At 75.3% G+C, this 12,101-nt stretch carries 9 protein-coding genes and 1 pseudogene; 7 read left to right on the top strand and 3 right to left on the bottom strand.

Translation table 11 applies throughout. The features are described from left to right. Window positions 1-54: 54 nt before the first annotated feature. The 3 genes and pseudogenes from FYW95_RS01215 to FYW95_RS01205 all read right to left on the bottom strand — a co-directional run bounded on the left by FYW95_RS01215 (window position 55) and on the right by FYW95_RS01205 (window position 3,465). A pseudogene (locus FYW95_RS01215) lies at window positions 55-1,349 on the bottom strand (dihydrolipoamide acetyltransferase family protein). Then, window positions 1,346-2,329, bottom strand: a complete 984-nt coding sequence (locus tag FYW95_RS01210) for an alpha-ketoacid dehydrogenase subunit beta (protein WP_159940090.1) — start codon at window positions 2,327-2,329, stop codon at window positions 1,346-1,348. The pseudogene FYW95_RS01215 and the gene FYW95_RS01210 overlap by 4 nt, the downstream one beginning before the upstream one ends. Window positions 2,330-2,352: 23 nt before the next feature. Further along, window positions 2,353-3,465, bottom strand: a complete 1,113-nt coding sequence (locus FYW95_RS01205) for a thiamine pyrophosphate-dependent enzyme (protein ID WP_159940046.1) — start codon at window positions 3,463-3,465, stop codon at window positions 2,353-2,355. Window positions 3,466-3,599: 134 nt separating this feature from the next. Between FYW95_RS01205 and FYW95_RS01200 the strand changes: the two genes are divergently transcribed. The 7 genes from FYW95_RS01200 (at window position 3,600) to FYW95_RS01170 (ending at window position 12,090) form a co-directional block, all read left to right on the top strand. Then, complete coding sequence (locus FYW95_RS01200) at window positions 3,600-4,037, top strand: Lrp/AsnC family transcriptional regulator (RefSeq protein ID WP_159940048.1); 438 nt, start codon at window positions 3,600-3,602, stop codon at window positions 4,035-4,037. 66 nt (window positions 4,038-4,103) lie between these two features. Then, a complete protein-coding gene (locus FYW95_RS01195; protein WP_159940050.1) occupies window positions 4,104-4,892 on the top strand; it encodes a PhzF family phenazine biosynthesis protein in 789 nt (262 codons plus the stop codon). A 508-nt stretch (window positions 4,893-5,400) separates the two neighbouring features. Further along, window positions 5,401-7,008, top strand: coding sequence for a LuxR C-terminal-related transcriptional regulator (locus FYW95_RS28685; protein WP_160049878.1), 1,608 nt, complete (start codon window positions 5,401-5,403; stop codon window positions 7,006-7,008). 117 nt (window positions 7,009-7,125) lie between these two features. Continuing rightward, window positions 7,126-7,980: a class I SAM-dependent methyltransferase gene (locus FYW95_RS01185; protein ID WP_201294592.1), complete on the top strand. Its 855-nt coding sequence runs from the start codon at window positions 7,126-7,128 to the stop codon at window positions 7,978-7,980. Between the two features lie 92 nt (window positions 7,981-8,072). Beyond that, the gene (locus FYW95_RS01180; protein WP_160049877.1) at window positions 8,073-9,842 is read left to right on the top strand and encodes an ABC-ATPase domain-containing protein; all 1,770 of its coding nucleotides are present in this window, start codon (window positions 8,073-8,075) and stop codon (window positions 9,840-9,842) included. Window positions 9,843-10,012: 170 nt separating this feature from the next. After that, window positions 10,013-10,939, top strand: a complete 927-nt coding sequence (locus FYW95_RS01175) for a proteasome assembly chaperone family protein (protein WP_159941312.1) — start codon at window positions 10,013-10,015, stop codon at window positions 10,937-10,939. Next, window positions 10,936-12,090 (top strand): quinone-dependent dihydroorotate dehydrogenase, encoded by a 1,155-nt coding sequence (locus tag FYW95_RS01170; RefSeq protein ID WP_159941310.1) that lies wholly within the window; start codon window positions 10,936-10,938, stop codon window positions 12,088-12,090. Before FYW95_RS01175 ends, FYW95_RS01170 begins: the two co-directional genes overlap by 4 nt. Window positions 12,091-12,101 lie beyond the last annotated feature (11 nt).

Genomic DNA, 12,101 nt, shown 5'->3' with positions numbered 1-12,101 from the left:
CCCGCGCTCCCGGCGGCGCCCCCGGACCCGGGGGCACCGTGCCTCCGGAGCCGTTCAGAGCTCGCCGAGCAGCAGCTGGGGGCGCTCCACGCAGTCCGCCACGAATTTCAGGAACCCGCCCGCCGCGCCGCCGTCGCACACGCGGTGGTCGAAGGCCAGGGTCAGCTCCGTCACCGGACGGGGCACCACGTCCCCGCCCACCACCCAGGGGCGGCGCAGGATCCTGCCCAGGCCCAGGATCGCGGCCTCGGGGTGGTTGATGATCGCGGCGGACCCGTCCACCCCGAACACCCCTAGTTGTTGACCGTGAACGTCCCGCCGCGCAGCGCCTCGGGGCCCAGCGCGGCCGACCGCGCCGCCTCGGTGGCCTCGGCCAGCCGCGCCGACGGCTCGCGGGTGGCCGACCGGTGCGCGTCGCGCACCACCGGCACCACCAGGCCGCGCGGCGTCTGCGCCGCGAAACCCAGGTGCACGGCGTCGAAGCGCACCGCCTCGCCGCGCTCGGAGTCGAAGTGCGCGTTCAGCTCCGGGTAGCGGACCAGGCCCGCTAGCGCGAACCGCGCCACCAGCGCCAGCACGCTCACCGGCCGGTCCGGCCGGGCCTCGTTCAGCTCCCGGCGCAGCTCCAGCAGCCCGGTCGCGTCCGCGTCCACCCACACGGTGGCCTCGGGGATCTTTCGGCGCGAGCGGGCCAGCCGCTCGGCCATCGCGCGGTGCGCCCCGCGCAGCGGCAGCCGGTGCGTTCCCGGGACCTCCCCGGCGGGTCCGGAGGAGGCCGCGCGCGCCGCCGCCTCCACGTCCCGGCGCGGCACCAGGCCGCCCTCCCTGGTGCCGCGCACCGAGGCCACGTCGATCCCGTGCTCCCGGGCCAGCCGCCGCACCAGCGGCGACACCACCCGCACGCGGGTGCCCGGGGTGGTGGACGGGCCGCCGGTCGCCGTTGACCGGCGCGGCCCGTCCGCCCCGCGGGCGTACCGGCGGGGGGCCGACGCGCCCGATCCCGTGCCGTATCCCACCAGGACGGCGCCCGAACCCGCGGTCCCGGCGGCGCCGTCGCCGCCGGCGGGTCCGGATTCCTCCCGGGGGACCGGTACGGAGGTTTCCGAGGCCCCGGTGGACACGGTGACCAGCGGCGCTCCCACCGCGATCACCTCGCCCTCCGCGCCGTGGAGTTCGGCGACCGTGCCCGCGTAGGGGCAGGGCACCTCCAAGGAGGCCTTGGCCGTCTCCACCTCGGCCACGGGCTGGTCCACGCCGACCCGGTCGCCCACCGAGACCAGCCAGGTGAGGATCTCCGCCTCGGTCAGGCCCTCACCGAGGTCGGGCAGGGTGAGGACCTCGGCGCTCACCGTGCCCCCTCCACCCACTCCGCCTCCCACTGGAGCCGGTCCACCGCGGCCAGGACGCGGCCGGCGTCCGGCAGGTGGTACCCCTCCAGCTTGGGCGGGGGATAGGGCACGTCCAGCCCGCCCACTCGCAGCACCGGCGCTTCCAGGTAGTGGAAGCACCGCTCCGTGACGCGGGCGGCGATCTCGGCGCCGTACCCGCCGAAGACCGAGGCCTCGTGCACCACCACGGCGCGGCCCGTGCGGCGCACCGACTCCACCAGGACGGCGTCGTCCAGCGGCGCCAGCTGGCGCAGGTCCACGACCTCGATGGAGCGCCCCTCCCCGGCCGCGGTCTCGGCCGCCTCCAGGGCTGTCTCCACCATCGGACCGTAGGCGACGAGGGTCACGTCGGTGCCCGGGCGGCGCACCACCGGCCGGTCCATCGGCTCGGTGCGCACCGGCAGTTCGACGGCCTCCCCGGACCAGTAGCGCCGCTTGGGCTCCAGGAACACCACCGGGTCGTCGCAGGCGATGGCCTCGCGCAGCATCGAGTAGGCGTCCGCCGGGGTGCCGGGGGTGACCACCCGCAGGCCCGGGGTGTGGGTGTAGTAGGCCTCCGAGGAGTCGCTGTGGTGCTCCACGCCGCCGATCCCGCCGCCGTAGGGCACCCGCACGACCACCGGCAGCGCCACGGCGCCCCGGGTCCGGTTGCGCGTCTTGGCCAGGTGCGAGACCACCTGTCCGAAGGCGGGGTAGGCGAACGCGTCGAACTGCATCTCCACCACCGGGCGAAGGCCGTACATGGCCATGCCGATCGCGGTGCCCAGGATGCCCGACTCCGCCAGCGGGGAGTCGAAGACCCGCTCCTCGCCGAACTCGCCGCTGAGTCCGTCGGCCACGCGGAACACGCCGCCGAGCGGCCCCACGTCCTCGCCGTAGACCACCACGTCCGGGTCCTCGGCGAGCGCGTCGCGCAGGGCGCGGTTGAGCGCGGCGCCCATCGACACCTCGGCGGGAGGCACGGTCAGGCCTCCCGCAGCTCGCCGGCCAGCTCCCGGCGCTGCTGTTCCAGCAGGGGCGGGACCGTGGCGTAGACGTCGGTGAACAGCGCGTCGGGGTCGGGGCGCCCCTGCCGGGCCAGGCGCTCGCGCACGAGCGCGGCGACCCTCTCCGCGTCGGCGTCGAAGGCGGCCAGGGCCCGGTCGGTCTCCTCGGCGCCGCCGAGCAGGCCCTCGCTCCTGAGCAGGGCCTCCGTGCGCAGCAGCGGATCGCGTTCGACCCAGTAGGCCACCTCAGACTCGTCCCGGTAGCGCTGCGGAGCGTCGGAGTCGGTGTGCGGGTCCACCCGGTAGGTGACCGCCTCCACGATGGCCGGGCCGTTCCCGGCCCGGGCCTCGGCCAGGGCGCGCGAGACCACGGCGTGGACCGCGGCGGCGTCGTTGCCGTCCACGTGGTAGCCCCGCATGCCGTAGCCGACGGCCTTGTGCGCCAGCGTCGGCGCGGCGGTCTGCCGGTGCAGGGGCACGCTGATCGCCCAGTGGTTGTTCTGCACCAGGAAGACGACGGGGGCGTTCCACACGGCGGCGAAGTTGTAGGCCTCGTGGGCGTCGCCCTCGCTGGTGGCGCCGTCGCCCATGAGCGCGAGCGCGGCCACGTCGCGGCCCTTGCGGCGCGCGGCGTAGGTCAGGCCCACCGCGTGGGAGGCGTTGGTGGCCAGGGGGGTGCACTGCGGCGCGCAGCGGTGGCGGTGCGGGTCGTAGCCCGAGTGCCAGTCGCCGCGGAAGAGGGTCAGGGCCTGGACCGGGTCGACACCGCGGGCGACCAGGGCGACGGTGTCGCGGTAGCTGGGGAAGAGCCAGTCCCGTTCCGCCAGGGCCAGCACACCGCCGACCTGGGCCGCCTCCTGTCCCGTCGAGGACGGGTACACGGCGAGGCGGCCTTGGCGGGCGAGTGCGCTGGCCTGCCGGTTGAAGCGGCGTCCGATGACCATGGCGCGGTGGAGGTCGGCGAGCCGGGCGGGATCGGGAGCGGTGAACAACGGGTGTTCCACGCGCCGGCCGTGCCGGTCCACCAGGCGCACGGGCTCCGTCGAGGGGAGTGGCGGAGCCTGACGAGATCGCTCATCGGTGTGCTTCATGTCTTGAATATGAAGTGAATTACCCCATATTGTCGATATCCCCGGGCCGATGCTGGACGAACTGCCCAGTAGCGCGGTGCGGTGCCCCTGATGTTCTCCGCCGATCATCGTGTGAGCGGTATGAGGTAAGACACATGGCCGTGCAGCTGGACGACACCGACCGCCGCATCATCTCCCTGCTCCGCGATGACGGGCGCATGTCCATCCGCGCGGTCGCCGAACAGGCGCACATCTCCCGGGCCAACGCCTACTCGCGCCTGGAACGGCTGCGCGAGGAGGGCGTCATCCTGGGGTTCACCGCCGTCATCGACCCCGAGAAGTACGGCGCGGCCCTGTCGGCCTACGTGTCCGTGCGCATCGAGCAGCACTCCTGGGAGCGTTTCCGCGGCTACCTGCGCGACATCCCCGAGGTCGACCACGCCGCCCTCGTCTCCGGCGACGTCGACCTGCTGCTCCTGGTGCGCGTGGCCGACGCCGCGGCCCTGCGCACCTTCGTCCTGGAGCGCCTCCAGCGCCTCCCCGAGGTCAAGAGCACCCAGACCATGTTCATCCTCGACGAGCCGCCCCTGTAGGAAGGGTCCACCGAGCCCCCGAATGGACCTTGGGCCCGCGCACGGCGGGCTCCTAGGCTGAACCCCATGCCCGAGTACCGCGTGGTCGACGCCTTCACCGACCGGCCCCTGGCCGGAAACCCCGCCGCCGTCCTGGTCATGGACGGGGCCTACCCCGACGCGTGGGCGCAGGGGGTGGCCGCCGAGTTCAACCTGGCCGAGACCGCCTTCGCCCGCCCCACCGACGAGGAGGGGGCCGACTACGAGCTGCGCTGGTTCACGCCCACCGTCGAGGTCGACCTGTGCGGGCACGCCACCCTGGCCACCGCCCACACCCTGGCCGAACGGGGCGTCCCCGGCCCCTACCGCTTCAGCACCCGCAGCGGGATCCTCACCGTCACCGGTGACGGCGAGCGGCTGTGGCTGGACTTTCCCGCCCGCCCCCCGAAGCCGGTCCCGGCGCCCGAGGGGCTGGCCGAGGTCCTCGGCGCCCGGCCCCGGTGGGCCGGCCTGGGCGGCGGGGAGGACCTGCTGGTCGAACTCGACGACGAGGCCGCCGTACGCGGTCTGGCGCCCGACGCCGCCGCGCTCGCCCGGCTTCCGTACACCCTGGTCATCGCCACCGCGCGGGCCGAGAAGGGGCCCGACTTCGTCTCCCGCGTCTTCGCCCCCGCCATCGGCGTTCCCGAGGACCCCGTCACCGGCCGCGCGCACACCGTCCTCACCCCCTTCTGGGCCGAGCGCCTGGGCCGGGCCGAGATGGCCGCCCACCAGGCCTCCGCGCGCGGGGGAGACCTGCTGGTGCGGGACCGTGGCGAGCGCGTGCTGATCGGCGGCCACGCCGTCTCCGTGGCCACGGGGACCCTGCACCTCTAGGCCCCTGGAGAACCCGAGGGGAGCTCGACCGCGGAGCGGTGGTCCGCCAGGGAGGAGACCACCGCCGTCCGCGAGCGCCTGGAGGCCCAGCACCCGAACCGGCGGCGCCCCGCCGCCTCCGGGGCCGGTCCGGTGCTCGACGGACGGACCTCCCCCGGCCATGTCGGCAAGGTGGTGGGCCCCTGCCCGCGGCCCTGGGGGGCTGACCGGGCCGGGAGGGATCCCGGAAGATGGGAATCCGGGTTTTCCCCGTACGGGGACCCGACTTCCGGTAGAACTGAACCCGTGGCACCTCCCCACCCCTCCCGGGGAGGTGCCCGCCACAGGCTCCCCGGTACACCCCCTTGATGCCGGAGCGGTGCCCGTGGTGTCGCCGACCGGCCCCGGTAACGCTGCCGGGGTCGGTCCCGACCCCCGCCGGGTGCCGACCGCGCCCTCCACGGCCCCGGTCACGGCCTCGGCAGGACCGCCTCCACGTGCGAGAATGGGCCCATGCCGGGAGGTGCCCATGGGTGGTGACCAGGAGAGCCTCGACGCCGCGCGCACGGCCGTCCGCGACCGCCGCTGGTCCGACGCTGACCGGTACTTCGCGCGGCTGGACCCGGCGGGGCTGGACGGCGCCGCCCTCAACGACCTCGCCGACACCCACTGGTGGCTGTGCCGCCTGGACGACTCCATCACCGTGCGCCAGTGGGCCTACGCCGCCCTGCACGCCGCCCGCGACGCCCCCGGGGCCGCGCTCACCGCGTGGCGCCTGTTCGACGCGCACCTCATGGGCGGCCGTCAGGCGGTCGCCTCCGGCTGGCTGCGCTGCGCCAGGCGGCGCCTGGAGGGCGTGGCCGAGTGCGCCGTCCACGGCTACCTGGCCTTCGCCGACGCCGAACTCGCCTACGCCCGCTCCGACCTGGCCGCCGCGACGGAGGCGGCCCGGCGCATGGAGGAACTGGGCGGGCGCCACGGAGACCCCGACCTGTGCGCGATGGGCACGGTGGTCCGGGGACGGGTCCGCGTCGCCGAGGGGCTGGTGGAGGAGGGGCTCTGCCTCTTCGACGAGGCGATGTGCGCGGTCCTGGCCGGGGAGACCAGCCCGCTGTTCACCGGATGGATCCACTGCCTGGTGGTGGCCGACTGCTTCGCCGCCGCCGACCTCGCGCGCGCCGAGGAGTGGACCTCGGCCGCCCTGACCTGGTGCCGGACCCTGGAGCCGGAGGCGCCCTACCACGGCATGTGCCGGATCAAGCGGGTCGAGCTGGCGGTCCTGCGCGGCGACCTCGCCGGGGCCGAGGGCGAGTGCCGCCGCGCCTGCGCCGAACTCCTCTCCTACCAGCCCGCCTCGGCCGCGGAGGGGTACGGCCTGCTCGGGGAGATCCTGCGCCGGCGGGGCGACGCGGCCGAGGCCGAGCGGGCCTTCGCCCGGGCGGGTGAGCTGGGCGGAGACCCCCAGCCCGGCCTCGCGCTGGTCCGGCTGGCCGCCGGCGACGCCGACACCGCCGCCGAGATGCTCGCCGGCCCGGTCGACGGGATGGACCCGGCGGGGCGGGCGCGCCGCCTGGCGGCCGCCGCCGAGGTCGCGCACGCCCGGGGCGACCTGGCCGGGCTCAAGGCCGTCGCCGCCCTGCTGGCGGAGCGGACCCGCACCGTGCCGGAGGAGGCCGCCGCCGACCTGTCCGCGGCCAGGCTCCGCATGGTCGAGGGCCGCCCGCGTGCGGCCCTCGCCGCCGCCCGCAGGGCGCACGGCGCGTTCCGCCGCGCCGGGCTGCCCTTCGAGGCCGCACAGGCACGCGCGCTGGTGGGCACCGCCCTCGCCGAGGGCGGGGACCCCGCCGGGGCCCGGGCCGAGTGGGCGCGCGCACGCGCCGACTTCGCGGCGGTGGGCGCCCGGGGGCAGACCCCGGACGCGTCCGGTACCGCGGCGCGGCCCCCGCACGGGCTGACCGCCCGCGAGACCCAGGTGCTGCGGCTGGTCGCGGCGGGCCGCACCAACCGGTCCATCGCCGCGGAGCTGCACATCAGCGAGCACACCGTCGCCCGGCACATGAACAACATCTTCGCCAAGCTCCGGGTGTCCTCCCGCGCGGCGGCCACCGCCGTCGCCGTGCAGAGCCGCCTGGTCTGACCCCGGCGTGGGCCGAACGGACCATGGGCGGCGGCGGGGGGAAATGGGCAGGTCAGGCGATGCGCCGGGAACCCAACGCGCCTACGGTGCTGTCATCGAACACCGAGGAGGCCGATGATGAGCGTGCACAACCCTCCCCTGCGGGACACGGCGTGGCGGGGCTGGCAGCTGGGCGGGTCCACCGCCCAGGCCTACGAGCGCTTCCTGGTCCCGGCCGTCTTCGCGCCCTGGGGCCGCGAACTGGTCCGCCTGGCCGACCCCGCGCCCGACGCCCGGGTCCTGGACGTGGCCTGCGGCACCGGTGTCCTGGCCCGTATCGCGGCCGAGCGGCTCAACCCGGACGCCCGCGTGACGGGGGTCGACATCAACCCGGACATGATCGCGGTGGCCCGGGCCGTGGCCCCCGAGCGCGCCGAGCCGATCCGCTTCACGGTGGGCGACGCCTGCGCCCTCGACCTGCCCGGCGGGGAGTTCGACACCGTGCTCTGCCAGCAGGCCCTGCAGTTCCTCGCCGACCGGGAAGCGGCCCTGGCCGAGATGCGCCGGGTGCTGGTCCCCGGCGGGCGGCTGGCGCTGAGCGTGCTGCGCCCGCTGCGCTACAACCCCGCCTACGGGGCCTTCGCCGAGGCCCTGGCCCGCCACGTCGGACCCGACGCCGGAGCCATGATGCGCGCGCCCTTCCCCGAACTGGACACCGACGACCTGCGCGGTCTGCTGCGCGGGGCCGGGTTCGACCCGGTGACGGTCCGGATCAGCGTGACCAGCGCGCGCTACCCGTCCGTGCGCGAGCTGGTGCGCCAGGAGACGCTCAGCTCCCCGCTGGCCGCACGGATCCAGGAGGTGGACGAGGCGGCGCGGGCGGACCTCGTCGCCGAGACCGGGCGCCTGCTCGCCGACCACACCGACGACGAGGGCGTGGTGCTCCCGGTGCAGACCCACCTGGCCCTCGCCGAGCGGCCCCTCATGGGCTGATCCGGGAGGTTGTCCACAGGGCCCTCAGCGGCCGGTCCGCCAAGGCCCTACCCTGGCCGGAGCAGGACAAGCCACGGGCAGGGGGGACAGTGATGACGGGACGGTACGGGGGCGGCCAGGGGCGCCGTCACGGCGGCGGGGGCCGGGGCGGCGCCGGCCGCGGCGGCGGGCGCGGCGGCGGGCGCGAGGCCGAGCCCATCCGCGGCGTACGCGACGACGCGCGCCTGTCCGAGGAGCTCCTGCGCATGGACGGCGCCTCCTACGGGCGCTACAAGTCCCTGAGGGGCGACTGGGACTTCGGCGACTTCACCCTGACCGTGCAGCGGGTGCAGTCCGACCCCTTCGCCCCGCCCTCGCGGGTGCGCGTCCTGGTTCCCGACGCCGGCATCCCCAAGAGCGCCTGGGGCGACCCGGTGCGCCGCCGGGCCACCGCCGACTACCTGGGGCGGCGCGCCCGCCGGCTGCTGCGCGGGTCGCTGCTCAGGATCGACACCGGCGGCCAGGAGGTCATCGAGCGCTCCTCCTGCCAGCTCACCGACGGCGGCATCGACCTGCGCGTCGGCATCGACCTGCCCGGCCACGGCCGCCGCATCGACGGCCGCACCGCGGAGCGGGAGCTGTGCCGCACCCTGCCCGACCTGGTCGACGACCTGGACTGGGAGGAGATCGACGCCGCCGAGGCGGTCGCCTTCGCCGACACCGTGGCCGACACGGTCGCCCTGCGCGGCCAGCTGGCCGAACGCGGCCTGGTGGCCTTCGTCGCCGACGGGGCCGTCCTGCCGCGCCGCAGCGGCGTCAGCGACGAGCCCATGACCAGCGGGGCCGTACCCTTCACCTCGCCCGAGAGCCTGCGGGTGAGCGCGGACCTGCCGCACCGGGGCACCGTGACCGGCATGGGCGTCCCCGAGGGCATCACCCTCATCGTCGGCGGCGGCTTCCACGGCAAGTCCACACTGCTGCACGCCCTGGAGCGCGGGGTCTACGACCACGTGCCCGGCGACGGCCGCGAACTCGTGGTGACCCGCGCCGACGCGGTCAAGATCCGCGCGGAGGAGGGCCGCCGGGTCGAGCGCGTGGACGTCAGCCCCTTCGTGCGCAACCTGCCCACCGGCGCCGACACCGGCGACTTCCGTACCGACAACGCCTCCGGATCCACCTCGCAGGCCGCCAACATCTGCGAGGCCGTGGAGGCGGGCTCGCACACGCTGCTGGTGGACGAGGACTCCACCGCCACCAACCTGATGATCCGCGACGAGCGCATGCAGGCCCTGGTGCGCGGCGACCGCGAACCCCTGGTGCCCTTCATCGACCTGGTCCGCCCGCTGTACCGCGACCACGGGGTCTCCACGGTCCTGGTCATGGGCGGCAGCGGCGACTACTTCGACGTCGCCGACCAGGTCGTCATGCTCGACGCCTACCACCCGCACGACGTCACCGAACGCGCCCGCGCACTGGCCCGCCCCCGCACCGACGCCGACTTCTCCCCGCCCCGCGCCCGGGTGGTGGACCCGGCCTCCGTGGACGACACCACGTCCCGGGGGAGGGGGAGGGTCAAGCGCCGCGACACCGACGTGCTGGTCTTCGGCGAGAGCGACATCGACGTGCGCGCCATCGAGCAGTTCGCCGACCCCGGACAGATCACCGGAGCCGGGCTGGCCCTGCGCGAGCTGGTGGCCGGACGCCACCTGGACGGCGAGCGCACCCTCCACGAGGCGCTGGACTCCCTGGAGGAGGCCCTGGAGCGAGAGGGGGTCACCCTGCTCGGCGGTGACTTCGGCGGCGACTACGTCCTGCCCCGCCGCTACGAGGTGGCCGCCGTGCTCAACCGGTTGCGCGCCCTGCGGGTGGCCGCGCTGCGCTGAACCGCCCCGGGGGGTGTGACGGTGCTCCCACGGCCCCTCGGGGGCGTTCCGGATCGGTAACCTGGAAAAGCAGGACACAGCGCCCCAGGCGGGGCCAAGCCGGGACTCCCCGGCCCGCCGCCGTGCGGGCGCCGCTCCCGCGACCCCGACTTTTTGGAGACGAGAACCCGGTGCGTGATTCCGCAGACCTGTACCAACTCCACCCTGGCTTCGAGGACGTCGCCGGGCTGGCGATGCTCGTCTGTCTGGACGGCTTCGTGGACGCCGGGCACGCCGGACGCCAGATGGTCACCTCCCTGTTCGACCGGTTCGCCGCCGAGGAGATCGCCACCTTCGACGCCGACCGCCTGCTGGACTACCGGGCGCGCCGCCCGACGATGACCTTCGTCGAGAACACCTGGACCTCCTACGACGCGCCCAAGCTCGCCCTGTACCGGATGTACGACGAGGAGGACGAGCCCTTCCTGGTGCTGCACGGACCGGAGCCGGACCGGGAGTGGGAGGCCTTCACCGACGCCGTGCGCCAGCTGGTCGAGCACTTCTCCGTCACACTGTCCGTCAGCGCCCACGGCATCCCCATGGCGGTGCCGCACACCCGGCCGGTCACGGTCACCCCGCACTCCACCCGCCCCGAGCTGGTCGAGGGGCACACCCCCTGGATCGGCCGGGTCGAGGTGCCCGCCAGCGCCACCGCGCTGCTGGAGTTCCGGCTGGGCGAGCACGGCCACGACTTCGTGGGCTACGCCGTCCACGTGCCCAGCTACCTGGCCCAGTCCCCGTACCCGCGCGCGGCCATCGCCGCCACCGAGTACGTGGCCGCCGCCACCGGCCTGGCCCTGCCCACCGATCTGCTGGAGGAGACCGCCAAGGCCACCGACGTCGACGTCGCCGAACAGGTCGCGGCCTCGGAGGAGGTCCAGCGGGTCGTGGCCAACCTGGAGCGCCAGTACGACGACATCATGTCCTCGCGGACCGACCCCGAGGACCGGCCCACGCTCCCGCTGGCCGACGACGAGGCCGCCCTGCCCACCGCCGACGAGCTCGGCGCGGAACTCGAACGCTACCTCGCCGAGCGCGAGGGCGACGGAAACGGATGACCGTGCTCTACCAGATTGTCTTCCGCTCGGTGCTGCGCCACCTGGACGCGGAGAAGGTCCACAAGCTCAGCTTCGCCGCGCTGCGCGGCGTGGCCGCCGTCCCCGGCGCGGCCGCCGCGATGGGCCGTCTCCTCGGGCCGCGCGAGCCCGAGCTGACCGTGCGCGCCCTGGGACGGGAGTTCCCCGGACCGCTGGGCCTGGCCGCGGGCTTCGACAAGAACGCGGAGAGCCCCGCGGGCCTGGCCGCCCTCGGCTTCGGGTTCGTGGAGATCGGCACCGTCACCGCCCAACCCCAGCCCGGCAACCCCAGGCCGCGCCTGTTCCGGCTGGTGGCCGACCGCGCGATCGTCAACCGGATGGGCTTCAACAACGAGGGCTCGGCCCTGGTCGCCGAACGCCTCCACCACCAGACCGGCGGACGCCGTCCCGTCCTGGGCGTCAACATCGGCAAGACCAAGGTGACCCCCGAGGCGGAGGCCCCCGCCGACTACGCCCTCAGCGCCCGGCGCCTGGCCCGCTACGCCGACTACCTGGTGGTCAACGTCAGCTCGCCCAACACCCCCGGGCTGCGCAACCTCCAGGGCGTGGAACAGCTGCGCCCGCTCCTGGCCGCCGTGCGCGAGGCCCTCACCGAGGCCGGGCACCCCGAGCTGCCCCTGCTGGTGAAGATCGCCCCCGATCTGGCCGACGAGGACATCGACGCCGTCGCCGACCTCGCCCTGGCCGAGGGCCTGGACGGCATCATCGCCACCAACACCACCATCTCCCGCGCGGGCCTGGCCACCCCCGCCGACCGTGTGGAGGCCGCCGGGGCGGGCGGCCTGTCCGGCGCTCCGCTCAAGCAGCGCTCCCTGGAGGTGCTGCGCCGCCTGCGCGCCCGCGTGGGCGACCGCGTCACCCTGGTCGCCGTCGGCGGCATCGAGACACCCCGGGACGCCTGGGAGCGCATCCGGGCCGGGGCCACCCTCGTGCAGGGCTACACCGGCCTGGTCTACGGCGGCCCCCTCTGGCCCCGGCGCGTCCACCGCGGCCTGGCCCGGCTGACCCGCGCCGCCGGATACCGCTCCATCAGCGAGGCCGTCGGCGCGGACGTCCCCGCCCCGGCCGCCGCCGAGGACGGACCGGGCGCCGCCACCGCCGCCCGGAACTGACGCGGTGACGT

The organism is Nocardiopsis sp. FR4 (assembly GCF_009830945.1).
Lineage (GTDB): Bacteria > Actinomycetota > Actinomycetes > Streptosporangiales > Streptosporangiaceae > Nocardiopsis.
Note: the sequence above shows the minus strand (reverse complement) of the source record. Positions and strands in the feature narration are given on the sequence as shown.

What these genes read in the sequence shown, in the direction of transcription:
- FYW95_RS01210 (WP_159940090.1), bottom strand. Translation starts at nt 2,329, where the DNA reads ATGGGCGCCGCGCTCAACCGCGCCCTGCGCGACGCGCTCGCCGAGGAC.
- FYW95_RS01205 (WP_159940046.1), bottom strand. Translation starts at nt 3,465, where the DNA reads ATGAAGCACACCGATGAGCGATCTCGTCAGGCTCCGCCACTCCCCTCG.
- FYW95_RS01200 (WP_159940048.1), top strand. Translation starts at nt 3,600, where the DNA reads ATGGCCGTGCAGCTGGACGACACCGACCGCCGCATCATCTCCCTGCTC.
- FYW95_RS01195 (WP_159940050.1), top strand. Translation starts at nt 4,104, where the DNA reads ATGCCCGAGTACCGCGTGGTCGACGCCTTCACCGACCGGCCCCTGGCC.
- FYW95_RS28685 (WP_160049878.1), top strand. Translation starts at nt 5,401, where the DNA reads ATGGGTGGTGACCAGGAGAGCCTCGACGCCGCGCGCACGGCCGTCCGC.
- FYW95_RS01185 (WP_201294592.1), top strand. Translation starts at nt 7,126, where the DNA reads ATGAGCGTGCACAACCCTCCCCTGCGGGACACGGCGTGGCGGGGCTGG.
- FYW95_RS01180 (WP_160049877.1), top strand. Translation starts at nt 8,073, where the DNA reads ATGACGGGACGGTACGGGGGCGGCCAGGGGCGCCGTCACGGCGGCGGG.
- FYW95_RS01170 (WP_159941310.1), top strand. Translation starts at nt 10,936, where the DNA reads ATGACCGTGCTCTACCAGATTGTCTTCCGCTCGGTGCTGCGCCACCTG.